General features: G+C 65.1%; 21 protein-coding genes, 3 tRNA genes and 1 rRNA gene. 4 read left to right on the top strand and 21 right to left on the bottom strand.

Annotated features, from left to right (window positions below; all coding sequences use genetic code 11):
- Window positions 1–215: 215 nt before the first annotated feature.
- From G7Z99_RS19055 to rluD, 6 genes are all read right to left on the bottom strand, one after another.
- Window positions 216–291, bottom strand: a tRNA-Lys gene (locus G7Z99_RS19055).
- 6 nt (window positions 292–297) lie between these two features.
- Window positions 298–374 (bottom strand) — tRNA-Pro (locus G7Z99_RS19050).
- 4 nt (window positions 375–378) lie between these two features.
- A tRNA-Asn gene (locus G7Z99_RS19045) sits at window positions 379–454 on the bottom strand.
- Between the two features lie 320 nt (window positions 455–774).
- Window positions 775–3339 (bottom strand): ATP-dependent chaperone ClpB, encoded by a 2565-nt coding sequence (clpB, locus tag G7Z99_RS19040; RefSeq protein WP_181096591.1) that lies wholly within the window; start codon window positions 3337–3339, stop codon window positions 775–777.
- Between the two features lie 162 nt (window positions 3340–3501).
- The gene (gene pgeF, locus G7Z99_RS19035) at window positions 3502–4242 is read right to left on the bottom strand and encodes a peptidoglycan editing factor PgeF (RefSeq protein WP_181096589.1); all 741 of its coding nucleotides are present in this window, start codon (window positions 4240–4242) and stop codon (window positions 3502–3504) included.
- A complete protein-coding gene (rluD, locus tag G7Z99_RS19030; RefSeq protein WP_181096587.1) occupies window positions 4239–5201 on the bottom strand; it encodes a 23S rRNA pseudouridine(1911/1915/1917) synthase RluD in 963 nt (320 codons plus the stop codon). The genes pgeF and rluD overlap by 4 nt, the downstream gene beginning before the upstream one ends.
- Window positions 5202–5350: 149 nt before the next feature.
- Here rluD and G7Z99_RS19025 point away from each other — a divergent pair, with 149 nt between their 5' ends.
- Both G7Z99_RS19025 and G7Z99_RS19020 read left to right on the top strand, forming a co-directional pair.
- Window positions 5351–6370, top strand: coding sequence for an outer membrane protein assembly factor BamD (locus tag G7Z99_RS19025; protein WP_181096585.1), 1020 nt, complete (start codon window positions 5351–5353; stop codon window positions 6368–6370).
- A gap of 180 nt (window positions 6371–6550) precedes the next feature.
- A complete protein-coding gene (locus G7Z99_RS19020) occupies window positions 6551–6775 on the top strand; it encodes a PP0621 family protein (protein ID WP_181096583.1) in 225 nt (74 codons plus the stop codon).
- Window positions 6776–7219: 444 nt separating this feature from the next.
- Here G7Z99_RS19020 and thiO read toward each other — a convergent pair whose 3' ends face one another.
- From thiO to G7Z99_RS20035, 5 genes are read right to left on the bottom strand one after another with little or no spacing between them, the layout of a single operon-like run.
- Window positions 7220–8323, bottom strand: a complete 1104-nt coding sequence (thiO, locus tag G7Z99_RS19015; RefSeq protein ID WP_181096581.1) for a glycine oxidase ThiO — start codon at window positions 8321–8323, stop codon at window positions 7220–7222.
- Window positions 8324–8372: 49 nt separating this feature from the next.
- Window positions 8373–8768: a type IV pilin protein gene (locus G7Z99_RS19010; RefSeq protein WP_181096579.1), complete on the bottom strand. Its 396-nt coding sequence runs from the start codon at window positions 8766–8768 to the stop codon at window positions 8373–8375.
- Window position 8769: 1 nt separating this feature from the next.
- Window positions 8770–9252: a hypothetical protein gene (locus G7Z99_RS19005; protein WP_181096577.1), complete on the bottom strand. Its 483-nt coding sequence runs from the start codon at window positions 9250–9252 to the stop codon at window positions 8770–8772.
- Window positions 9249–9914, bottom strand: a complete 666-nt coding sequence (locus tag G7Z99_RS19000) for a PilW family protein (RefSeq protein ID WP_181096575.1) — start codon at window positions 9912–9914, stop codon at window positions 9249–9251. The genes G7Z99_RS19005 and G7Z99_RS19000 overlap by 4 nt, the downstream gene beginning before the upstream one ends.
- Window positions 9911–10273, bottom strand: coding sequence for a type IV pilus modification PilV family protein (locus tag G7Z99_RS20035; protein WP_308812309.1), 363 nt, complete (start codon window positions 10271–10273; stop codon window positions 9911–9913). The genes G7Z99_RS19000 and G7Z99_RS20035 overlap by 4 nt, the downstream gene beginning before the upstream one ends.
- Before the next feature lie 143 nt (window positions 10274–10416).
- On the opposite strand from G7Z99_RS20035, the gene G7Z99_RS18990 reads away from it, so the two are divergent.
- A complete protein-coding gene (locus G7Z99_RS18990; RefSeq protein ID WP_258197091.1) occupies window positions 10417–10881 on the top strand; it encodes a GspH/FimT family pseudopilin in 465 nt (154 codons plus the stop codon).
- Here G7Z99_RS18990 and ispH read toward each other — a convergent pair whose 3' ends face one another.
- The 6 genes from ispH to murJ all read right to left on the bottom strand — a co-directional run bounded on the left by ispH (window position 10882) and on the right by murJ (window position 18216).
- Window positions 10882–11829, bottom strand: coding sequence for a 4-hydroxy-3-methylbut-2-enyl diphosphate reductase (gene ispH, locus G7Z99_RS18985; protein ID WP_181096571.1), 948 nt, complete (start codon window positions 11827–11829; stop codon window positions 10882–10884).
- A 14-nt stretch (window positions 11830–11843) separates the two neighbouring features.
- Window positions 11844–12281: an FKBP-type peptidyl-prolyl cis-trans isomerase gene (fkpB, locus tag G7Z99_RS18980; protein ID WP_181096569.1), complete on the bottom strand. Its 438-nt coding sequence runs from the start codon at window positions 12279–12281 to the stop codon at window positions 11844–11846.
- A complete protein-coding gene (gene lspA / locus G7Z99_RS18975) occupies window positions 12274–12789 on the bottom strand; it encodes a signal peptidase II (protein WP_181096567.1) in 516 nt (171 codons plus the stop codon). Before lspA ends, fkpB begins: the two co-directional genes overlap by 8 nt.
- Window positions 12782–15613, bottom strand: a complete 2832-nt coding sequence (ileS, locus tag G7Z99_RS18970) for an isoleucine--tRNA ligase (RefSeq protein WP_181096565.1) — start codon at window positions 15611–15613, stop codon at window positions 12782–12784. The genes lspA and ileS overlap by 8 nt, the downstream gene beginning before the upstream one ends.
- On the bottom strand, window positions 15610–16560 hold the full coding sequence (ribF, locus tag G7Z99_RS18965) for a bifunctional riboflavin kinase/FAD synthetase (protein WP_181096563.1): 951 nt from the start codon (window positions 16558–16560) through the stop codon (window positions 15610–15612). Before ribF ends, ileS begins: the two co-directional genes overlap by 4 nt.
- Window positions 16561–16677: 117 nt before the next feature.
- Complete coding sequence (murJ, locus tag G7Z99_RS18960; protein ID WP_181096561.1) at window positions 16678–18216, bottom strand: murein biosynthesis integral membrane protein MurJ; 1539 nt, start codon at window positions 18214–18216, stop codon at window positions 16678–16680.
- 252 nt (window positions 18217–18468) lie between these two features.
- Between murJ and rpsT the strand changes: the two genes are divergently transcribed.
- Window positions 18469–18741 (top strand): 30S ribosomal protein S20, encoded by a 273-nt coding sequence (gene rpsT, locus G7Z99_RS18955; protein WP_060395027.1) that lies wholly within the window; start codon window positions 18469–18471, stop codon window positions 18739–18741.
- Window positions 18742–18903: 162 nt separating this feature from the next.
- On the opposite strand, the gene G7Z99_RS18950 is transcribed toward rpsT, so the two are convergent.
- The 4 genes from G7Z99_RS18950 to rrf form a co-directional block, all read right to left on the bottom strand.
- Window positions 18904–21204 (bottom strand): PqiB family protein, encoded by a 2301-nt coding sequence (locus G7Z99_RS18950; protein ID WP_181096559.1) that lies wholly within the window; start codon window positions 21202–21204, stop codon window positions 18904–18906.
- Window positions 21197–21820 (bottom strand): paraquat-inducible protein A, encoded by a 624-nt coding sequence (locus tag G7Z99_RS18945; RefSeq protein WP_181096557.1) that lies wholly within the window; start codon window positions 21818–21820, stop codon window positions 21197–21199. The genes G7Z99_RS18950 and G7Z99_RS18945 overlap by 8 nt, the downstream gene beginning before the upstream one ends.
- Window positions 21807–22466, bottom strand: a complete 660-nt coding sequence (locus tag G7Z99_RS18940) for a paraquat-inducible protein A (protein ID WP_181096555.1) — start codon at window positions 22464–22466, stop codon at window positions 21807–21809. Before G7Z99_RS18940 ends, G7Z99_RS18945 begins: the two co-directional genes overlap by 14 nt.
- A gap of 103 nt (window positions 22467–22569) precedes the next feature.
- Window positions 22570–22668 (bottom strand): 5S ribosomal RNA (gene rrf, locus G7Z99_RS18935); the annotation flags it as partial.

Raw genomic sequence — 22668 nt, 5'->3', positions numbered from 1 at the left:
CGTACAAACAGATCGTCTGTGCGGCCATGCGCAAGCTGCTGCACCTGGTGTATGGCGTGGTGAAATCCGACAAGCCGTTCGACCCTCAGATCGCACTTGCGATGTGAGGATCAAGACGGTATCTACAGGGGAATTGTGCAGGTTGGGGTGGGTTTGCGGCGGCTTTTCGGCGGGCAAAAGAAAAAGGGCATCTCAGTCGAGATGCCCTTTTTACATGGTGGGTCGTGTAGGATTCGAACCTACGACCAATTGGTTAAAAGCCAACTGCTCTACCAACTGAGCTAACGACCCGGAAAATGGTCGGGGTGAGGGGATTCGAACTCCTGACATCCTGCTCCCAAAGCAGGCGCGCTACCGGACTGCGCTACACCCCGAAATTGGCTCCGCGACCTGGACTCGAACCAGGGACCCAATGATTAACAGTCATTTGCTCTACCGACTGAGCTATCGCGGAACTGCACTTCGTATTTCCGATTTCGAAGTCTGTATCACTTCGTGCTCTTCGACTGCCGCATCGCTGCGTTCATGTCTCTGAGGCGACGTATTCTACATCCTTCAAACCGCTTGTCAACACTTAATTTGCTTTCAACTGATTGATTTGCAAATCGTTTTCAGATCCCGTTACCGCTGGTGATCTGCTTAGTGCCTGACAGCGGGGCGCATGTTAAGACCACTCGAAGGCAAATGCAAACTTTTTTTTCATTACGAACAACACGTTATCGCTACCCTGGCCGCAACCCCCGTAAATGCGCGGTTTGCGGCCAGGATGCACGGTCAGGCGAAGGCGATTTCGTCGCCGTCGACCCGGGCAGTGATCTCGGCGCCTGGCAGGAATTGCCCGGACAGGATCAGCTGTGCCAGCGGGTTTTCGATCCAGCGCTGGATGGCGCGCTTGAGCGGACGTGCGCCGTACACCGGGTCGTAGCCCACGGCGATCAGCTTGTCCAACGCCTCGGGGCTGAGGGTCAGGCGCAGGTCGCGTTCGGCCAGACGGCTGCGCAGGCGGCCGAGCTGGATCTGGGTGATGCCCGCGATCTGCTCACGGCCCAGGGGCTCGAACACCACCACTTCGTCGATCCGGTTGATGAACTCCGGACGGAAGTGCGCACCGACCGCGTCCATCACCGCCGCACGCTGGGCCTCACGGTCGCCGACCAGCTCCTGGATCTGCGCTGACCCCAGGTTCGAGGTCATGACGATGACCGTGTTGCGCAAGTCGACGGTGCGCCCGTGGCTGTCGGTCAGGCGGCCATCCTCGAGCACCTGCAGCAGCACGTTGAACACGTCGGGGTGCGCTTTCTCCACCTCGTCGAGCAGGACCACCGAGTACGGCTTGCGGCGTACGGCCTCGGTCAGGTAGCCGCCCTCCTCGTAGCCCACGTAGCCAGGCGGTGCACCGATCAGACGCGCCACGGAATGCTTCTCCATGAACTCGGACATGTCGATGCGGATCATCGCCTCCTCAGTGTCGAACAGGAACTCCGCCAGGGCCTTGCACAGCTCGGTCTTGCCGACCCCGGTCGGGCCGAGGAACAGGAACGAGCCGCTCGGGCGGTTCGGGTCCGACAGCCCGGCGCGCGAGCGACGCACGGCGTTGGCCACCGCGGTGACGGCTTCGTTCTGGCCGATCACCCGCTCGTGCAGCAGGTCTTCCATGTGCAGCAGCTTTTCACGCTCGCCCTCGAGCATCTTCGACACCGGGATGCCGGTCCACTTGGACACCACCTCGGCGATCTCTTCCTCGGTGACCTTGTTGCGCAGCAGCTGATTGTCGGTCTTGCCGTGCTGGTCGACCATCTGCAGGCTGCGTTCCAGGTCAGGGATGACGCCATACTGCAGCTCGGCCATGCGGTTGAGGTCGCCACGACGTCGTGCGGTTTCCAGCTCCTGGCGAGATTGCTCGATCTTCTGCTGGATCTGCGCCGAGCCCTGCACCTCGGCCTTTTCCGACGCCCAGATTTCCTCCAGGTCGGAGTACTCGCGCTCCAGGCGGACGATTTCCTCGGTCAGTTTCTCCAGGCGCTTCTTGGCGGCCTCGTCGTCTTCCTTCTTCAAGGCCTGGGATTCGACCTTCAGCTGAATCAGGCGACGCTCCAGGCGGTCGAGCACCTCGGGCTTGGAGTCGATTTCCATGCGGATCCGGCTGGCGGCCTCGTCGATCAGGTCGATGGCCTTGTCGGGCAGTTGCCGGTCGGTGATGTAGCGGTGGCTCAACTTGGCGGCAGCGATGATCGCGCCATCGGTGATCGCCACCTTGTGGTGGACTTCATAGCGCTCCTTGAGGCCGCGCAGGATGGCGATGGTGTCCTCTTCGCTCGGCTCCTCGACCAGCACCTTCTGGAAGCGGCGCTCGAGCGCGGCGTCCTTCTCGATGTACTGGCGGTACTCGTTGAGCGTGGTGGCGCCGACGCAGTGCAGCTCGCCACGCGCCAGGGCCGGCTTGAGCATGTTGCCCGCGTCCATGGCACCCTCGCCCTTGCCGGCGCCGACCATGGTGTGCAGTTCGTCGATGAACAGGATGATCTGCCCTTCCTGCTTGGACAGCTCGTTGAGCAGCGACTTGAGGCGCTCCTCGAACTCGCCGCGGTACTTGGCGCCCGCGATCAGCGCGCCCATGTCCAGGGCCAGCAGGCGCTTGCCCTTGAGCCCGTCGGGCACCTCACCGTTGATGATGCGCTGGGCCAGGCCTTCGGCGATGGCGGTCTTGCCCACGCCAGGTTCGCCGATCAGCACCGGGTTGTTCTTGGTCCGGCGCTGCAGCACCTGCACGGTCCGGCGGATCTCGTCGTCACGACCGATCACCGGGTCGAGCTTGCCTTCCTCGGCACGCTTGGTCAGGTCGACGGTGTACTTGTCCAGCGCCTGGCGCGACTCTTCGGCGTTCGGGTCCTTGACGGCGGCGCCGCCGCGCAGGTTGCTGATGGCATTCTCCAGGGCCTTCTTGCTCACGCCCTGGGCCAGCAGCAGCTTGCCGAGCTTGCTGTTCTCGTCCATGGCGGCGAGCAGCACCAGTTCGCTGGAAATGAACTGGTCGCCCTTCTGCTGGGCCAGACGGTCGGCCTGGTTGAGCAGGCGCGCCAGGTCCTGGGACATGTTCACATCGCCCGTGGGGTTCTGGATCTTCGGCAGTTGGTCGAGTTCTTTGGTCAGCGCCTGGCGCAAGGCGGCGATGTCGAAGCCGACCTGCATGAGCAATGGCTTGATCGAGCCGCCTTGCTGTTCGAGCAGGGCCTGCATCAGGTGCACGGGCTCGATGGCTGGGTGGTCCAGGCCGACGGCGACGGACTGGGCGTCGGACAACGCCAACTGCAACTTGCTGGTCAAACGGTCTATACGCATGGTTGTACCTTCCTGTGACGGCAGGTCGAAGCGACGAACACACCTGTTGGACGAACCTGCCAGAGATAACCTGTAGATAAGGCTGATTGTGGAAGATTCAAGCGCGTGGGCGTTGATCTGGCGCAGCGTCGGACCACCCGAAGACGATCCGGTCGGAAGGGATCAGCGGGGCTCGAGCCAGACCAGCGAGGCGAAGCGGCCGCCCTGCGGGTCGCTGCGGTAGGAGAAGAAGCGTGGGTCGTTGACGGTGCAGAAACCGCCCCCGTAGACGGCGGTGACGCCCTGGGCGGCCAGACGAAGGCGCGCCAGGCGATAGAGGTCGGCCATCAGCTTGCCAGGGCGCTCACCGGCCACAAAGGCGTCGGCGGCCTCGGGGTGCGTCGCCACGAACGCGTCGCGCACCTCTGGCCCGACCTCGAACGCCCCTGGGCCGATGGCCGGGCCCAGCCAGACCAGGAGGTCTTCGGCCGGTATGCCCAGGCGCGCCACGGTCGCTTCGAGCACGCCGCCGGCCAACCCGCGCCAACCGGCATGGGCCGCCGCCACGCGGGTACCGGCCCGGTCGCAGAACAGCACGGGCAGGCAGTCGGCGGTCATCACGGTACAGGCGATGCCGGGCCGCGCGGTCCAGCTGGCATCGGCTTCGGCCACGACCTCAGGATCGGCGTCGGCCACCACCACGCCATGGACCTGCTTGAGCCAGGCCGGCCGGATGGCGAATGCATCGCGCAGGCGACGACGGTTCTCGGCGACCGCCGCCGGGTCATCCCCTACGTGGTCACCCAGATTGAACGTGTCATGGGGCGGCAGACTGACGCCGCCCTGGCGGGTCGTGACGCAGGCGCGCACCGAGGCCGGGGCCGGCCAGTCGGGGAACAGCAGCGACGGCGTCAGGCCGCTCATCCGATGAAGCTCTCGCGGTCCTGGTTGAGCAGCGACAGCAACCAGACGAAGTCGTCCGGCAGGGGCGACTCCCACTTCATGACTTCACCGGTGATCGGATGGGCCAAGGCGAGGAAGCGTGCATGCAGGGCCTGGCGCGGGAAGGTCTTCACTGCCTCGACCATGGTCGGGCTGGCAGCCGGCGGGATGCGGAAGCGACCGCCATACGTCTGGTCGCCGACCAGCGGGAAACCGACGTGGGCCATGTGCACGCGAATCTGGTGGGTACGGCCGGTTTCCAGCTTGACCCGCACGTGGGTGTGCGTGCGGAAGCGCTTGAGTACGCGGTAGTGACTGACCGCAGGCTTGCCGCCGTCGGTGACCGCCATGCGCTGGCGCATGCCGCCGTGGCGGCCGATCGGGGCGTCGATCTTGCCGCCCGAGGTCACCACGCCGACCACGATGCACTCGTAGATGCGGCTGACCTTGCGCGCCTGCATCTGCTCGACCAGCCGGGTCTGCGCCTGCAGGGTCTTGGCCACCACCATCAGGCCGGTGGTGTCCTTGTCCAGGCGGTGGACGATCCCGGCGCGCGGCACGTTGACGATGTCCGGCACATGGTGCAGCAAGGCATTGAGCAGGGTGCCGTCGGCGTGCCCGGCGGCCGGGTGCACGACCAGACCGGCGGGCTTGTTGATGACCAGGATGTGGTCGTCTTCGTAGACGATGTCCAGCTCGATGTCCTGGGCCTGCCACTCGCCCTGGGCCTCGTGCTCGGCCTCCAGGGCCAGTAGGGCGCCGCCATGAACGGTGTCACGCGGCCGCAGCACCGCGCCGTCGACCGTCAGCCGCCCCTCCTTGATCCAGCCGGACAGGCGCGAACGCGAGTACTCGGCGAACAATTGGGCGGCGACCTGGTCGAGCCGTTGACCGCCCAGTTCGGACGGTACTTCTGCGCTTAGTTGAATGATCTCGGACATGCTCGAATCGACGGGCGCACAGCCTTTGGTTTCGCCTGCGCGCTTGTGGTTAAATACGGCTTCTTTTGTGCCCCGGGTCTGCCGGGGGCGCTCATCATAACAGGACGGCACCGCCCAAGACAGCGGCCGTCAAAGGGACGCAAGCCGCCATGCAAGTGAAACACCTGCTGCTGATCGCCATCCTCGGACTCACCGCTGCCTGTTCCTCGAACAAGGAAGTCATCGACGAAAACCTCAGCGAAACCGAACTGTACCAGCAGGCGCAGGCTGACCTGGACAACCACAGCTACAACAGCGCCGTGGGCAAGCTCAAGGCCCTGGAGTCGCGCTACCCGTTCGGTCGCTACGCCGACCAGGCGCAGCTCGAGCTGATCTACGCCAACTACAAGAACGCCGAGCCCGAGGCAGCCAAGTCGGCCGCCGAGCGCTTCATTCGCCTGCATCCGCAGCACCCGAACGTCGACTACGCCTACTACCTTAAGGGCCTGACCTCGTTCGACCAGGACCGTGGCCTGCTGGCGCGCTTCCTGCCCCTGGACATGACCCGTCGCGACCCGGGCGCTGCGCGTGACTCGTACAACGAGTTCGCCCAGCTGACCAGCCGCTACCCCAACAGCCGCTACGCGCCGGACGCCAAGCAGCGCATGATCTACCTGCGCAACCTGCTGGCCTCCTACGAAATCCACGTGGCCGACTACTACCTGACCCGCGAAGCCTATGTCGCCGCCGCCAACCGTGGTCGCTACGTGGTGGAAAACTTCCAGGAAACCCCATCGGTCGGCGACGGCCTGGCGGTGATGGTCGAAGCGTACCAGCGCCTGCACCTGGACGACCTGGCGGCGACCAGCCTCGAGACCCTGAAGCTCAACTACCCTGATCACCCGAGCCTGGTGGACGGCGAGTTCGAGCCCAAGACCGGCGTGGATGACCACCGTTCCTGGCTGTCGAAGGCGACCCTGGGCCTGATCGAGTCCGACACGCCGCTGCCGCCGGGTGAGACCCGCGCCAACCAGGACGTGGTCCGTCAGTTCGAAGACGCCCGTTCGGACATGCCGGTCGAGCTGCTGCCCAAGGACGAAGACGGCAACCCGGTGTACCCGGAAGGCCCGAAAGAGGCCAGCAAGGGCCGCTCCTGGTTCAGCTACGCGACCTTCGGCCTGTTCGACTGATCCCTGCCGGCCCGCCCGCACCTTGACGTGCGGGCAGGCCACACCGACCCGCAGCGTTCTGCGCGGGTCCGGGCTCTGCCAGCGCGGTCGACGCGCACGCCAGACGACAGCCCTCCTCTCCCCTTTTGCCCCGCCGCGCTCTAGACTGTCGACTCCATCGACTCGACAAAGCTGAACGCCATGCTCCGCCTACTTTTCTGGATCGCCCTGATCGCTGCCGTCATCTGGCTGTGGCGCAGGTTCAAGCTCAGCCAGCACGCTCGCCCGGCGCAGCGGCTCGACGACCCCTTGACCATGGTGCGTTGCGCCCACTGCGGCGTACACCTGCCCAATGACCGAGCCCTGCACCGTGGCGAGCACTGGTACTGCAGCCCGGCGCACCTGGAGCAAGGGCCCAAGGGCTGATTGGACCTGGGGCTGTGTTGAACTTGGCTTTGTGGGCCCTGCAAGCCCAATCGCGGCCAGTCCGGCGCTGCGGCAGGGTTGCACACAAGAATCGCAATGCTCTGCCTCATCGCGGTGTGGCTACAGGCGGTGGCCCCTATACCGCGATTGCGTCAGATCAGAGAACACTGTCGCCTGCACTGGCGCAATCGCGGCACAGGGGCCGTTCCTACACCCGTAGCTACACCGCGGCGGTGCAGACTGTCGCGGTCACCTGTGGGAGCGGCCCCTGTGCCGCGATTGGGCCCGCCAGGGCCCACATCAACACTTGGCAGAAGTCATAGAGTCTCCCCCCGAGGGCATTGGTCTGTCAGACCTGCAATACGCCTGAGCCCGTGCGGTACCTGCTGGGGCGCTAGACTCGTCGCAATGGCGGTATTTCCGGCACCGCTGGTGTGCACGCCCTCAACGCGCCGACAAGCGGTGCTCCGGGGCATAAGGTGCCGGATCAATGATCGGGGTCTGTTCGAGCAGCAGGTCACCGAGCAACTGGCAGGAAGCCGGTGCCAACACCAGGCCGTTGCGGAAATGCCCGCAGTTCAACCACAGCCCTTCATGCCCAGGCACACGGCCAATGTATGGAATGCCCTCCGGCGAACCTGGCCGCAGACCTGCCCAGTGGGCGACGGGCCTGGCATCCGCCAACGCCGGCAAGAGGTCGATCGCAGACTCCTGCAGGCTGGCCAGCGCCGAGTCCGTGGGCGTCTTGTCGAACCCCTGGTACTCCAGCGTGCTGCCGACCAGGACATGCCCGTCGCGTCGTGGAATGGCGTAGCGTCCCTTGGCCAGGACCATGCTGGGCAGGAAGTCTGCCTCGCACTTGAACAGGACCATCTGCCCTTTCACCGGCTCCACCGGCACGTCCAGCCCCAACGATGCCAACAGCTCGCCGCTCCAGGCCCCGGCGCTGAGCACCACGTCATCACCCTCGATCAAGCCATCAGGCGTCCTCACCCCCGTGACACGCCCAGCCTGCTGTTCAAAGCCGCTGACCTTGCAGTGCTCGCGCACGATCACGTTCGGCAACCCGTGCAGTGCAGCCTTGAGCGACTTCACCAGACGCGGGTTGCGCACATTGGCCACGCCCGCCATGTAGATCGCACGCTTGAAGCCAGGCCCGAGCACGGGTACGGCGTCGTAGACGTCACGGATGTCCACGGCTGCCAGGGGTCGCTGATGACGGGCCGCCCAGTCCAGGGCCTGCGACTCGTCTTCCAGGTCGAGCCAGTACAGCCCGGTGGTGTACACCTGCGGGTCCACGCCGGTCCGGGCGTACAGCGTCTCGCCCAGGTGGGGATAGAAATCCTGCGACCAGTGCGCCAGTGCCGTGACTGCCGCGTTGTAGCGCCACGGGTAGAGCGGCGAGACGATACCGCCACCGGCCCATGACGACTCGCGCCCTGCCTCACCCTGGTCGCAGAGGATGACCTGATCGACCTGGGCGGCCAGGTTGAACGCCGTCAACAGACCGATGACACCCCCGCCGACCACCACTACACGCTTGCTCATCTCACGTTCCAACCGTCCAAGTAAGCCATGGCGCCCTTCGACGCCGTCTTCAATTGCCCCAGCAGGCCTCCACCGGCAGATGCCCGCCGGGGTTGCCACGACGCCCGGCCTGATCGAGCTGAAAGTCGCCGCACGGGTCCTGCGACAACCGACCGCCTGGCACCCGTTCGGCGGTCAACCGATAGGTGGCGGCGTCGTGGCGTACCACCAGGCGGTAATGACGGCTGCCGACGGGCCATGGGGCGTCGGGCGGCGGCTCATCGTAGCGGCCATGCCGGAGGCGATGCTGCTCCAGGCGCAGGGCCACGTCGTGCAGCAGGCCGACCACCTCGGTGCGTGCCGCACGCTTGAGCGGCTCGTCGTAGGCCGGCAAGGCAACGGCCGCCAGCATGCCGATCACGGCCAGCACAATCAACAGCTCGATCAGGCTGATTCCTTGCTGCATGTCATCCCTCCTTGAATCGTTGTCGCCACAGCACGCGGACTGCCGTCTGTGGCGCCTGCATGGGCACGGCGTAGAGCGCCTCGATGACCTGGGGAGTGGCCTCGTGCCGGCTCACGGCCGTGATCCGGAACAGCGTGGCGGGCGTGCCCTTGGGCAATCGCGTGGCGAGCGTGGTGGGGCCGAGGTTCTGCACCCGATGGAAGCCTTCGGCCGTACGGGTCCAGCCTGCCGACCCAGCGCCCGAGTGGCCGGGCCAGGCAGGGGGCAGGCAGTCGAGGCAGAGGGCAGGCGGTGCCAGGCGCAGGGTGTCGACCCCGGCCAGCACGGCAGCCTCGGCCTGCTCGAAGGCGCGCACCTGGGTCAGCAGGTCACCTGCCTGGCGGGTCTCCAGCAGCGCTTCGCGCAAGGCCGCGGCGGACATCATGCCCAACAGCAGGGTCAGCGTCAGCCCGGCGAGCAAGACGGCACCTCGCTGCCGGGTCATGGCACAGCCACCTGATGGCGCAGCGTGACGCTCAAGGCCTGCTGCTGCCTGAGCTGCGTGGTGGGATCGAACAGCGTCAGGCGCAGATCCAGGCGGGTCTTGCCGTCCTGGTGCACGTGGTCGATCTGCAAGGCCTGGACATGATCGAGCAGTGGCTGGGTGCTCCCGCCGCTGCTCAGGCGCAGCGTATCGCCGCGTACCTGATAGACCTGTCGGCGAACCCCGAAGGCCATGCCCCCGGCCTGTGCGGTGCGCGCGCCTGCGACCACCCTCGCCCACTGTCGGCAATCCGTGAGCACGGTCCAATCAGCGCTGCCGGGCAACCCTGGCCTGTCGCCCGTCACCAGGCTCAGGCTGGCCAAGGTGCCGTCAGGCGCACGTGTGATCTGCAGGGGGCTGGCGAAGGCCGCCGCGCTAGAGGGCGAGTCGAAGACCATGGCCTCTTGGCGCAGGCAGCCATGGGCGCCGACCATGCGGATGTCCTGCGCCATGCGCTGCAGCACCCAGCGTGCATCGTCCGACAACCGCGTCGTGGCCACCTGGAGGTGCCAGGCTCGATAGGCCGAGACGAACACCTGACTGGCCGCAGTCAGCAGCACCGCGCCCAGGGCCAAGGCCAGCACCGTCTCCAGCAGGCCGAAGCCGCGTTGCGTCCGGTTCATTGCGCCAGCCGTCCACGCAGCTCGACGACACGAGGCGTCAGGCGTGCAGGGTCGGGCCAGCGGACCTGCACGGTCAGCACTTCACCGACCACACTGGCCTCTCCGATCGCCTCTGGCCCCAGCAGGTGCTCGAGCTGGCTCAGCCAGGCGGCCTGCTCCCGTGACTCGAGCGAACCGGTCAGGCGACTGCGCTCCAGCAGCCCCTGCGCCAACTGCACGGCCTGACTTTCACGACGGGCCAGATCGGTCGCCTGCAAGGCCCGCCCCTGAAACCCCGCCGCAGCGAACAAGCCCAGGCTGATGACCCCACCGGCCACCAGCACTTCCCAGAAGGTCATCCCCCGTTGTGTCGTGCGCATCCTGCGTGCTCCCGTACCGTTTTCCATCGCCCGCCGAGGCCTTGGTCGACTGGCCCTCGAACGCACCCCGCTGGAAGCTATAGCCAAGCATGTCCAGGGAGGAATGCACGGTGATGCAACGTGGAGCAACACTGATACAAATCATGTTGGGCTTGGCCCTGGCCGGTGTGCTGACGCAGGTGAGCCTCGGTGCCTACGGCCGGATGAGCGATGAACTGCACCGTGCGACGCTGGCCCAGGAGCTGGCCCAGGCGCTGCGGCTGGCCCGCGGGCAGGCCTCGTTGCACGGCGAGGCGATGGCACTACAGCCTTGGGGGACGGGGTGGAACACGGGGTGGCGGGTCATCCGCGTGCACGATCGGCAGGTCGTGCGCGAGCAGCGCATCGGCCAGCGGCCGCGGGTGGGCATCGTCGGTACGACGGGGCGCGAGATTCGCTTCAGTGCGCAGGGCATTCCCCTGGCAGGCCATGGCGCGCTGCGCAACGGCACCTTCCATGTATGCGATACCGAGGCCGCTCGGAGCCGGCATCAGGTGGTCTGGGCCAGCAGCGGCCGTATCAGCCTGCGCACCGAGGACCTGGCGGAGCCCCGATGCGCAGCCAACTGATCAGATCAACGAGCGGACACGCAGCTCCTTGGGCATGGAGAACGTGACGTTCTCCGGGCGCCCGTCGAGCTCGTCGGCGCCGGTCGCGCCCCAGGCGCGCAACTGCTCGATCACCCCGCGCACCAGCACCTCGGGCGCCGAGGCACCGGCCGTGATGCCGACACGGGCGATGCCGTCGAACCAGCCTTGCTGCAGGTCTTCGGCCCCGTCGATCAGGTAGGCGGGCGTGCCCATCCGCTCGGCCAGCTCGCGCAGGCGATTGGAGTTGGAGCTGTTCGGGCTGCCCACCACCAGCACCACGTCCGATTCGTCGGCCAGTTGCTTGACCGCGTCCTGGCGGTTCTGGGTGGCGTAGCAGATGTCGTCCTTGCGCGGGCCGCCGATGTTCGGGAAGCGTGCGCGCAGGGCATCGATCACCCGGCTGGTGTCGTCCATCGACAGGGTGGTCTGGGTGACGAACGCCAGGTTGTCGGGGTCGCGCACCTGCAGGCGCGCGACGTCGTCTTCGTCCTCGACCAGGTAGATCGAGCCGCCGTTGCTGTCGTCGTACTGGCCCATGGTGCCTTCGACTTCCGGGTGCCCGGCATGGCCGATGAGGATGCATTCGCGCCCGTCACGGCTGTACTTGGCGACCTCGATGTGCACCTTGGTGACCAGGGGGCAGGTCGCGTCGAAGACCTTCAGCCCACGCCCGGCGGCTTCCTGGCGCACGGCCTGGGAGACACCATGGGCGCTGAAGATGACGATGACGTCGTCCGGCACCTGGTCCAGTTCTTCGACGAAGACGGCACCGCGTGCGCGCAGGTCTTCGACCACGAACTTGTTGTGCACCACTTCGTGGCGCACGTAGATCGGTGGCCCGAAGACTTCCAGGGCACGGTTGACGATCTCGATCGCCCGGTCCACCCCGGCGCAGAAGCCGCGCGGGTTGGCGAGTTTGATTTGCATGGTCGGCTCCGTGCTTACAGGGCCTTCACCTCGAGGATTTCCACCTCGAAGTTGAGGGTCTTGCCAGCCAGTGGATGGTTGAAGTCGATGGTGACCTGATCGTCGTCGAACTGCTTCACCACGCCCGGCAGCTCCGTGTTGGCCGCGTCGTTGAAGATCACCAGCAGCCCTTCCGACAACACCATGTCGGTGAACTGCGAGCGTGGCATGACCTGCACGTTCTGCGGGTTGGGCTGACCGAAGGCATTCTCCGGCGCGATGGTCAGGCTGCGGCGGTCGCCGGCCTTGAAGCCGAACAGCGCGGCCTCGAAGCCTGGCAGCAGGTTGCCGTCACCGACCTTGAACGTGGCCGGAGCCTTGTCGAAGGTGCTGTCGACGGTGTCGCCGTTTTCCAGGTGCAGGGCGAAGTGAAGTGTCACTTCGGTGTTCTGACCGATGCGTGTCTCAGTCATGGGCAGGTTCCTCCGCCTTGCGGCTCTTGAACATGTCGAGCGCCAGCATGATCGCACCGACGGTGATGGCGCAGTCCGCGATGTTGAAGACCGGGAAACGCCAGATGTCTCTCCAGTGCACGAAGATGAAGTCGATCACGTGGCCGTGGGCCATGCGGTCGTACAGGTTGCCCAGCGCGCCGCCGAGTACCAGCGCCAGGGCGATGGCCAGCCAGGTCTCGCCGCGCCCCAGACGCTTGAGCCAGACCACCAGCACCGCGCTCACCACCACGGCGATCAGGGCGAACAGCCAGCGCTGCCACCCTGCGCCATCGGCCAGGAAGCTGAAGGCCGCGCCATAGTTGTAGGCCAGCAGCCAGCTCAGCAGGTTGGGGATGACAGTGATCTCACGGCCATCGGCCAGGGCGCTGTTGAAATAGAGCTTGGTGACCTGGTCGAGGACCACGACCACCACGCTCAGCCAGAGCCAGCCAAGGCGCCCGAAGCGCCCTGCACCAGGGTTAGGCATAGTGACGTACCTCGCCAGCGCCGCTGATGTTGTCCACGCAACGGGCGCAGATTTCCGGGTGCTCCGGGTGGCTGCCGACGTCGGCGCGGAAGTGCCAGCAACGCGCGCACTTGGCATGGCCGGACTTGACCACCTTGAGCTTGAGCCCTTCGACCTCGGTCACCACCGCCTCGGCCGGCGCCTGGACGAACGGCACCACGCTGGCGGCCGAGGTGATCAGCACGAAGCGCAGTTCGTTGCCCAGCTTGGCCAGGTCGCCGCTCAGGCGCTCGTCGGCGAACAGGGTGACTTCGGCCTGCAGGTTGCCACCGATGGCCTTGGCCGCGCGCTGGTTCTCCAGTTCCTTGTTCACGGCCGCCTTGACCGCCATGATGCGATCCCAGTAGGCGCGATCGAACTCGCTGTCCTGGGGCAGCTCGCTCAGGCCTTCGTACCAGGTGTTGAGCATCACCGATTCGTTGCGCTCGCCCGGCAGGTACTGCCAGATCTCGTCGGCGGTGAACGCCAGGATCGGCGCGATCCAGCGCACCAGGGCCTCGCTGATGTGGTACAGCGCGGTCTGGCACGAGCGGCGCGCGACACTGTTGGTGCCGGTGGTGTACTGCCGGTCCTTGATGATGTCCAGGTAGAAGCCACCCAGCTCCTGCACGCAGAAGTTGTGGATCTTGGAGTAGACGTTCCAGAACCGGTACTCGCCGTAGTGCTCTTCCAGCTCACGCTGCAGCAGCAAGGTGCGGTCGACCGCCCAGCGGTCCAGCGCCAGCATGTCTTCAGGCGCCAGCAGGTCCTTGGCCGGGTCGAAGCCGGTCAGGTTGGAGAGCAGGAAGCGTGCGGTGTTACGGATCCGGCGGTAGGCGTCGGCGCTGCGCTGCAGGATCTGCTCGGAGACCGCCATCTCGCCGGAGTAGTCGGTGGCCGAGACCCACAGGCGCAGGATGTCGGCACCCAGAGTGTCGTTGACCTTCTGCGGCTCGATGGTGTTGCCCAGCGACTTGGACATCTTGCGGCCGTTCTCGTCCACGGTGAAGCCGTGGGTGAGCAGCTCGCGGTACGGTGCGTGGTTGTCGATCGCGCAGCCGGTCAGCAGCGAGGAGTGGAACCAGCCACGGTGCTGGTCGGAGCCTTCCAGGTACAGGTCGGCGCGCGGGCCGGTCGCATGACCGATGTCATGGGAGCCACGCAGCACGTGCCAGTGAGTGGTGCCCGAATCGAACCAGACGTCGAGGGTGTCGGTGATCTTGTCGTATTGCGCGGCCTCGTCGCCCAGCAGCTCGGCGGCGTCCAGCTTGAACCAGGCTTCGATGCCCTGCTGTTCGACGCGCTTGGCCACGTCTTCCATCAGCTCGACGGTGCGCGGGTGCAGCTCGCCGGTCTGCTTGTCGAGGAAGAACGGGATCGGCACGCCCCAGTTGCGCTGACGCGAGATGCACCAGTCCGGGCGGTTGGCGATCATCGCGTGCAGCCGCGCCTGGCCCCAGGCCGGTACGAACCTGGTCTGCTCGATGGCCGCCAGGGCACGTTCGCGCAGCGGTGCGCCGTTGTCCGGCTGCTTGTCCATGCCGACGAACCACTGCGCGGTGGCGCGGTAGATCAGCGGCGTCTTGTGGCGCCAGCAGTGCATGTAGCTGTGGGTGATGGTTTCGGTGTGCAGCAGTGCGCCCACCTCTGCCAGCTTCTCGACGATCGCCGGGTTGGCCTTCCAGATGAACTGGCCACCGAAAAACTCCAGCGACGGCGCGTAGACGCCATTGCTCTGCACGGGCGTGAGGATGTCGTCGTTGACCATGCCGTAGCGCTTGCAGGTCACGAAGTCGTCTTCACCGTAGGCCGGTGCGGAGTGAACCACACCGGTACCGGCGCCCAGCTCGACGTAGTCGGCCAGGTACACCGGCGACAGACGCTCGTAGAACGGATGGCGGAAGTTGATCAGCTCCAGCGCCGAGCCAGGCGCGGTCGCCAGCACGGTACCCTCCAGGCCCCAGCGCTTGAGGCAGGACTCGACCAGCTCTTCGGCCAGCACCAGCAGGCGCTCACCGGTGTCGACCAGCGCGTAGCTGAAGTCGGGGTGCACGTTCAGCGCCTGGTTGGCCGGGATGGTCCAGGGCGTGGTGGTCCAGATCACGATGGCCGCAGGCTTGGTCAGGCTGGCCTGCCCGAATGCGCTCGCCAGCTTGTCGGCGTCGGCGATCGGGAACGCCACGTCGATGGTCTGCGACTTCTTGTCGGCGTACTCGACCTCGGCCTCGGCCAGCGCCGAACCGCAGTCGAAGCACCAGTTCACGGGCTTGAGGCCCTTGAACACGAAGCCGTGCTTGACCATTTCGGCCAGCGCGCGGATCTCGCCGGCTTCGTTGGCGAAGTCCATGGTCTTGTAGGGGTTGTCCCACTCGCCCAGCACGCCCAGGCGAATGAACTCGACCTTCTGCCCTTCGATCTGCTCGGCGGCATAGGCGCGGCACAGCTCACGGGTCTGGTCCGGGCTCAGGTGCTTGCCGTGGGTGACCTCGACCTTGTGCTCGATCGGCAGGCCGTGGCAGTCCCAACCCGGCACGTAGGGTGCGTCGAAGCCCGACAGGGTCTTGGAACGCACGATCATGTCCTTGAGGATCTTGTTCAGCGCATGACCGATGTGGATCTTGCCGTTGGCATAGGGCGGACCGTCGTGCAGGACGAACTTGGGACGGTCCTTGCCAATCTCGCGCAGCTTCCGGTACAGGCCAATGCTGTCCCAGCGCTGCAGGATCTGCGGTTCGCGCTGGGGCAGGCCGGCCTTCATGGGGAAGGCGGAGTCCGGAAGGTTTAGCGTGGCTTTGTAGTCGGTCATTTCAGGCTCTTGGTTAGCGGTTGAGCGTGCCAGTGGGCACGTGCGGCGGCGACATCCGCATCGATCGCCGACTTGAGCGCCTCCAGGGAGGCGAAACGCTGCTCTTCACGCAGCTTGTGGTGGAATTCCACCGTCAGGCGCCGGCCATAGAGGTCGCCGGCATAGTCGAGCAAGTGGATCTCCAGGTGAGGACGCCCGTCACCGGCGACGGAGGGACGCACCCCGATGTTGGCGACACCGGGCCAGGCCTTGCCATCGATCACCGCGCTGGTCAGGTAGACCCCGACGAGCGGGATCCGGCGGCGCTTGAGCTGGACGTTGGCGGTGGGCCAGCCCAGCTGGCGCGCCAGCTTCTGGCCATGCAGCACGCGGCCGCTGATCTGGTAAGGGCGCCCGAGCAGGCGCGCGGCCAGCTCGAAATCCCCGGCGGCCAGCGCCTTGCGCACCTGCGTGCTGCTGACGCGCATACCATCCTGCTCGATGGTCTCGGCGGCTTCGACGCTGAACCCATGACGCTGCCCGGCCTTGACCAGGAAGTCGAAATCGCCGGCCCGGTCACAGCCGAAGCGGAAGTCGTCGCCGACCTCCACGTGCCGTGCGCCGAGCCCGTCGACCAGGATGGTCTCGACGAACTGACGGGCATCGAGCTGGCTGAGCCGGCGATTGAAGGGCAGGCACAGCACGCGGTCGATGCCCGCCTCGGCCAGCAGCGCGAGCTTGTCGCGCAACCGCGACAGCCGGGGCGGCGCGCTGTCCGGCGCGAAGTATTCGCGTGGCTGCGGCTCGAAGACCACCACGCAGGTCGGCAGGCCCATGGCCTGTCCGCGCTCGCGCAGACGCGCCAGGATTGCCTGGTGACCGCGGTGAACGCCATCGAAGTTGCCAATGGTGGCGACGCAGCCCCGATGCTCGGGGCGCAGGTTGTGAAGACCTCGAACCAGCTGCATAGCGCGCTTCTTGCTCATAAAGTGGTCGATTATAACCACACCCGGGCGTCGGGGACAGGCAACAGCGCAACGCCAGGGCGGGGATCGGGAAAAACCGACGTCTGACCGTCGGCGGCCTCAGTGCAGGGCCTTGCGAACGAACTGGCGCGGGCGCAGCCCACACAGGTAGAGGCAACCGAAATAGGTCACCATGCCTGCGAGGATCAATGCGCCCAGTCGCAGCAGCCGCATGGCCATGTTGCCCTCTTCCCAGGCCGGCATCCAGTGCAGACCGGCCATCAGCACGACGGCCATCAGCCCGACGGCCAGGGCCAGCTTGAGCAGGAACGCCGTCCAGCCGGGCTGCGGCTGGAACAGCTGCTGACTGCGCAGCTTCCAGTACAGCAGGCCGGCATTGAGGCAGGCGCCCAGGCTGATGGCCAGCGCCAGGCCTGCATGCTGCAACGGGCCGATCAGGATCAGGTTGAACACCTGCGTGGCGACCAGGGTGAAGAGGGCGATCTTCACGGGCGTGCGAATGTTCTGCTGGGCATAGAAGCCAGGCGCCAGCACCTTGATCAGGATGATCGCCAGCAGACCGACGGCATAGGCGATCAGCGCACGCTGGGTCATGGCGGCGTCATGGGCGCCGAACTTGCCGTACTGGAACAGCGCCACGGTCAGCGGCTCGGCCAGCAACGCCAAGCCCAGCGTGCAGGGCAGCACCAGCAGGAAACACAGTCGCAGGCCCCAGTCGAGGATCCGCGAGTATTCCAGCCGGTCACGGTTGGCGTAGGTGCGGGCCAGGGTGGGCAGCAGGATGGTGCCCAGGGCCACGCCGAGCACGCCCGAGGGCAGCTCCATCAGGCGGTCGGCGTAATACATCCACGAGACCGAACCGGCCACCAGGAACGACGCGAAGATCGTGTTGATGATCAGCGACACCTGGCTGACCGAGACGCCGAGTATCGCCGGCAACATCTGCTTGAGCACCCGCCAGACCCCGGCGTCACGCACGTTCAGGCGCGGCAGGACCAGCATGCCGATCTTCTTCAGGGCCGGGAGCTGGTACAGCAGCTGGGCCAGGCCACCGGCCAGCACCCCCCAGGCCAGGGCCATGATCGGTGGGTCGAAATAGGGGGTGAGAAACAGGGCGAAGCCGATCATGGCCACGTTGAGCAAAGTGGGCGTGAAGGCCGGTACCGAGAAGCGGTTCCAGGTATTGAGGATGGCGCCGACCAGGGAGGACAGCGAGATCAGCAATATATAAGGAAAGGTCACGCGCAGCAGGTCGGTGGTCAGCTGGTACTTCTCGGCGTTGTCGACGAAGCCGGGCGCGGTGATCCAGACCACGAACGGCGCGGCCAGGATGCCCACGGCCGTGACCAGGGCCAGCACCAGCGTGAGCAGACCACTGACGTAGGCCACGAAGGTCCGGGTGGCCTCCTCGCCCTGCTGGGTCTTGTATTCGGCAAGGATCGGCACGAAGGCCTGGGAGAACGCCCCTTCGGCAAAGATCCGGCGCAGCAGGTTGGGCAGCTTGAAGGCGATGAAGAAGGCATCGGTGGCCACGCCGGCGCCGAAGATGCGCGCCAGGATGGTGTCGCGAACGAAGCCCAGCACCCGTGAAATCATGGTGATGGAGCTGACGGCCGCCAGGGATTTGAGCAGGTTCATCGAAAATATTTCACGCCAGAGGCAAGGGGCGCTGCCAGTCAACGCCGGGATGTGCGATACTCCCGCGCGCTTTTGCAGGGGAATCAACGCCACCGAGTTTACAGATCGCGGCGTAGAAAGGAATCTTCCTCCTACACGCCCGTGCCATTCGGCGGAACCCTGCAGTCGGCCTTGACATCCGTTCTACTGATCGGCATGATTCGCGGCCTTATTTGTTTGCTATTTACCTAAAGTCTTTCGAGGAGCTCGACGGTGGCCAACTCACCTTCCGCCAAGAAACGTGCAAAACAGGCTGAGAAGCGTCGCAGCCACAACGCCAGCCTGCGTTCCATGGTCCGTACCTACATCAAGAATGTAGTCAAGGCCATCGACGCCAAAGACGCTGACAAAGCGCAAGCCGCCTACACGCTGGCTGTGCCTGTAATCGACCGTATGGCCGACAAAGGCATCATCCACAAGAACAAGGCTGCTCGCCACAAAGGCCGTCTGAACGCGCACATCAAGGCGCTGAAGACCGCAGCCTAAGCGATACGCGTGTTCAAAAACCGACCCTAGGGTCGGTTTTTTATTGCCTGTGATAAACCTCGGCCATGCAATCGGGGGGAGCGTCCGACACTCGAGTCGACTCCACCTGCCATGGTCGTCTTGGCCTGCGCCGTGATGCGTCCATCACGGCGCAGGCGTCGATCACTGCGCGACCCGGATCTTCGGCGCCCAGTTGAGCCATTCGTCCTGCGGCTCTTCGAACAACGCGAAGGTCTGGCGAGGGCGTGCCTGGCTGCCCATCTGCTCGCCCTCAGGCGTGGCGAACGCAACACCACCATCGATTAGGGTCTGCAAGGACTCGGTACGGATGGTCGCGCCCTTGATCAGACCGAAGTCGAAACCGAAGCCGCTGCTGTTCCAGAAGCGGCTGCCCGTGTGCACCAACGAGGCATAGCGTGGCTCGATCAGCACGTGGATCAGCACACGGTCGGCGGTCGGACCCAGCTCGAACCCGGTGACCTTGCCTACAGGCACTTCACGGTAGGTGACCGGCACGCCTGGCTTGATTGAGCCCTTGCGCGTAGCACTCAAGGTGATCGGCAGACCGGGTTCGGGCTCACGTGATTCAGGTGCCTGGGCCAGGGCGATGAAGTCCTGCTGCGCGCCACGGTCCTTGGTGGCCGGCAATACCTCCAGGTACTGGCCGGTGACCAAGGTCTCGAGGTTTTCGGTGCGCACCAGGCCCAAGGCCGGCTTGACCACCCAGAATTGCGTGCCAGCACGGGCGATGCGATCGGCGCCCTGGGTGATGCGCGCCTTGAGCAGCACCGCCTGCATGTCCTTGGTGAAGTCCACGCTTTCGACGCTGCCGACGTCCAGGCCTTTGTACCGAATCGCCGCCCCTGGCTTGAGACCGTCGGCCCGGTCGACACGGATGGTGATCAACGAACCGCTGCGGTTGGCCGCCTCTTCGCTCTCGAGCAGGCGGAAGCGCGGTATGTGCCGCTTGAGTGGCACGTTGGACCGTGGCGTGTCGAAGGCGATACCCCCGGCCATCAGGCTCTGCAGCGATTCACTCTTGATCTTGATGCCTGACAGGCCGCCGGTGAGGGTGATGCCACTGGCGTTCCAGAAACGGGTCGAACCGTTGACCAGGTTGGCGTACTCCTTCTCGATGTGTACGCCGATCAGGATGCGGTTGCTGTTCTTGGCGAACTGGTAGCTCTGCACGCTGCCGACCTTGACCTGACGGTAGGTGACGGGGCTGCCGACATCCAGCGAACCCAAAGCATCGGCAAACAGCACCAGGTGCAGGCCGGGCGCACGCAGGTCCAGCGGCGGTGCCTTGGCGCGTGCCTCGAACTCACGCATGGGCTTGGCGCCCTTCTCGCCAGGCCGGAAGGAGATGTAGTTGCCTTTGACCAGCGCCTCGATGCCCGTGATGCCGGCCAGGGAGATCGAAGGCTTGACCACCCAGAACTGGGTGCCTTCCACCAGGTAGTCTTCTGCCAGTGGATCCAGCGTCAGGTCGGCGGTCGCGCTGGTGAGGTTGTCCTCCATGCGCAAGGCCTTCAGCGAGCCGATCTGGATGCCTTTGTACATCACGGGCGTACGGCCTGCCTGCAGGCCCTCGTAGTCGTTCAGCTTGAGCTTGATGCGAATGCCCGCCTGGGCGGCGTCATAGTCGTCATACAGGCGAAACGGCAGGCTGGGATCGGTAGGCGGGCTGTCCTTGCGGTGCTCGGGCGTGGCGAAGGCGATGCCGCCGGCGACGATGCTGGCCAGCGATTCGCTGCGTACCTTGACCCCGGACAGGTTGGCATCGATGCTGATGCCGCTGGCGTTCCAGAACCGCGTGTGCTTGCGCACCAGGTTGGCGTAGGCAGGCGCGATGAAGACCTTGACCTCGACGGTGTCCTGGTCCTCGGAGAGCTTGTAGCTCTTCACACGGCCTACTTGAATCTGCTTGTAGAACACAGGGCTGTCGCGGTTCAGGGAGCCGAGCCGGTCAGCCTTGAGGGTCAGGTGCAGGCCAGGCTCGTCGTCGGACAACGGGGGCGCCTTGGCGAGCGCCGTGAAACGCTTGGTCGGCTCACCATCGCCCGGGCTGATCGCGATGTAATTGCCGGACACCAGCGTCTCGAGGCCGGTGATGCCCGCCAGACTGACGCTGGGCTTGACCAGCCAGAAGCGCGTACCGGTGGTCAGGTGCCCCTCGGCCTCCTTGTTCATCTCGATGGTTGCAATGACACCGGTGTTCTGGCCTTCGGTATCCAGCTCGAGCGAATCGACCTTGCCGACCGACATGCCCTTGTAGAACACCTCTGTCTTGTTGGCGACGATCCCTTCACCGGTCTGGAAGCGCACCTGGATGCGTACACCGGCCTGGCTATAAGCCTGCCAGGCCAACCAGCCACCGATCGCCAGGGCGATCAGCGGCAGGATCCAGATGGCCGACCAGTTGGAAGCAGGCCGGGTCTTGGCCTTAGGCAAATCAGTCATTGTCGTCGTCCGACTCCGTGTTGTCCCAGATCAGCCGAGGATCGAAGGTCAAGGCTGCAAACATGGTCAGGATCACCACCGCGGCAAACGCGACGGCGCCCAGGTTGGGTTCGACATTGGCGATACGACCGAAATTCACCACGGCCACCAGAATGGCAATGACGAAGATGTCCAGCATCGACCAGCGTCCGATGAACTCGATGAAGCGGTACATGATGATGCGCTGCCGGGCCGACAGCGGCTGATGGCGCTGGATCGAATACAGCAGCAGTGCGATGCCCACGAGCTTGAAGGTCGGCACCAGAATGCTGGCGGTGAACACCACCGCCGCGATCGGAATCATCCCGTGCTGCATGAGGGTGATGACGCCGGACATGATGGTGTCCGGGCTGCCCTGCCCCAGGGTGCTGACCGTCATGATCGGCAGCACGTTCGCCGGAATGTAGAGGATCATCGCGGTGATCAGCAGAGCCCAGGTACGCACGATGCTGTTGGGTCGACGGGCATGCAGCGAGGCACCGCACCGCGAACAGAACGGCTTGGGTTCGTCGTCGTCACGAGGATTGAGTTCGTGGCATTCATTGCAGACCAGGATGCCTGCATCAATCGCCCGCATGTTCGTCTTCTCCTGACAGGGCCGTCCAGATCTGGTGGGGTGACATCACCACTTCCAGCCACACTTGAACCAACAACAGGCCAATGAAACAGAACAGGCCGAAACCGACGGTCACTTCGGCCATGTCGACCAGCTTCACCACGGCCACCAGTACGCCCATGAAGTAGACCTCCAGCATGCCCCAGTCGCGCAGGTGATGGTAGAGGCGGTAGAACAGCAAGCCATGGCCGCGTGCGACGTTCAGCCGAATGCTCAGCAACACGGCCAGCTGGCACAGCAGCTTGGCCAAGGGGATGGCCATGCTGCACAGGAAGACGACGATCGAGATACCGACCATGTCTGCGCCGTACAGGCCCAATACGCCGTTCCAGACGGTATCGGCCGAGCTTTGCCCCAGCACGTGAAGCTTCATGATGGGCAGGAAGTTGGCCGGTATGTACAGCAGGAGCGCCGTGATCACCAACGCCAGGCTGCGGTTGACCACATTGGGACGGTGGGCGTACAGCTCGTAGCCACACCGTGGGCAATGGGCCTTTTCGCCGGGTGAAAGGACAGGCTTTTCCATCAACAGGTCACACTCATGACAGGCGACCAGCCCTTGCAGAGGGCGTTGTGCCAGCGATTCGGAGGTGGCGGGTCTAGGCATGAGGGAGGGTCTGAGTGGTGGGATCGGTTCTATTCTAGAGGTCTGACCACGGAAAAGACAAAACCCCTACCTGCGTGCGCAGATAGGGGTTTTGCGAAATGAATCTTGGCGATGACCTACTCTCACATGGGGAAACCCCACACTACCATCGGCGATGCATCGTTTCACTGCTGAGTTCGGGAAGGGATCAGGTGGTTCCAAT

Source organism: Pseudomonas entomophila (assembly GCF_013523165.1).
GTDB lineage: Bacteria > Pseudomonadota > Gammaproteobacteria > Pseudomonadales > Pseudomonadaceae > Aquipseudomonas > Aquipseudomonas entomophila_A.
The sequence above is the reverse complement of the archived record's forward strand: the minus strand, read 5'-3'. Positions and strand labels throughout refer to the sequence as shown.

Excerpts from the sequence above, each read along its gene's own strand:
- lspA (WP_181096567.1), bottom strand. The coding sequence starts at position 12,789 with ATGCCTAACCCTGGTGCAGGGCGCTTCGGGCGCCTTGGCTGGCTCTGG.
- ispH (WP_181096571.1), bottom strand. The coding sequence starts at position 11,829 with ATGCAAATCAAACTCGCCAACCCGCGCGGCTTCTGCGCCGGGGTGGAC.
- fkpB (WP_181096569.1), bottom strand. The coding sequence starts at position 12,281 with ATGACTGAGACACGCATCGGTCAGAACACCGAAGTGACACTTCACTTC.
- ileS (WP_181096565.1), bottom strand. The coding sequence starts at position 15,613 with ATGACCGACTACAAAGCCACGCTAAACCTTCCGGACTCCGCCTTCCCC.
- G7Z99_RS20035 (WP_308812309.1), bottom strand. The coding sequence starts at position 10,273 with ATGCGCACGACACAACGGGGGATGACCTTCTGGGAAGTGCTGGTGGCC.
- rluD (WP_181096587.1), bottom strand. The coding sequence starts at position 5,201 with ATGTCCGAGATCATTCAACTAAGCGCAGAAGTACCGTCCGAACTGGGC.
- G7Z99_RS18945 (WP_181096557.1), bottom strand. The coding sequence starts at position 21,820 with ATGCGGGCGATTGATGCAGGCATCCTGGTCTGCAATGAATGCCACGAA.
- murJ (WP_181096561.1), bottom strand. The coding sequence starts at position 18,216 with ATGAACCTGCTCAAATCCCTGGCGGCCGTCAGCTCCATCACCATGATT.
- thiO (WP_181096581.1), bottom strand. The coding sequence starts at position 8,323 with ATGAGCAAGCGTGTAGTGGTGGTCGGCGGGGGTGTCATCGGTCTGTTG.
- ribF (WP_181096563.1), bottom strand. The coding sequence starts at position 16,560 with ATGCAGCTGGTTCGAGGTCTTCACAACCTGCGCCCCGAGCATCGGGGC.
- G7Z99_RS19000 (WP_181096575.1), bottom strand. The coding sequence starts at position 9,914 with ATGAACCGGACGCAACGCGGCTTCGGCCTGCTGGAGACGGTGCTGGCC.
- G7Z99_RS18950 (WP_181096559.1), bottom strand. The coding sequence starts at position 21,204 with ATGACTGATTTGCCTAAGGCCAAGACCCGGCCTGCTTCCAACTGGTCG.
- G7Z99_RS19005 (WP_181096577.1), bottom strand. The coding sequence starts at position 9,252 with ATGACCCGGCAGCGAGGTGCCGTCTTGCTCGCCGGGCTGACGCTGACC.
- G7Z99_RS18990 (WP_258197091.1), top strand. The coding sequence starts at position 10,417 with ATGTTGGGCTTGGCCCTGGCCGGTGTGCTGACGCAGGTGAGCCTCGGT.
- G7Z99_RS19020 (WP_181096583.1), top strand. The coding sequence starts at position 6,551 with ATGCTCCGCCTACTTTTCTGGATCGCCCTGATCGCTGCCGTCATCTGG.
- G7Z99_RS19010 (WP_181096579.1), bottom strand. The coding sequence starts at position 8,768 with ATGCAGCAAGGAATCAGCCTGATCGAGCTGTTGATTGTGCTGGCCGTG.
- G7Z99_RS18940 (WP_181096555.1), bottom strand. The coding sequence starts at position 22,466 with ATGCCTAGACCCGCCACCTCCGAATCGCTGGCACAACGCCCTCTGCAA.
- clpB (WP_181096591.1), bottom strand. The coding sequence starts at position 3,339 with ATGCGTATAGACCGTTTGACCAGCAAGTTGCAGTTGGCGTTGTCCGAC.
- pgeF (WP_181096589.1), bottom strand. The coding sequence starts at position 4,242 with ATGAGCGGCCTGACGCCGTCGCTGCTGTTCCCCGACTGGCCGGCCCCG.
- G7Z99_RS19025 (WP_181096585.1), top strand. The coding sequence starts at position 5,351 with ATGCAAGTGAAACACCTGCTGCTGATCGCCATCCTCGGACTCACCGCT.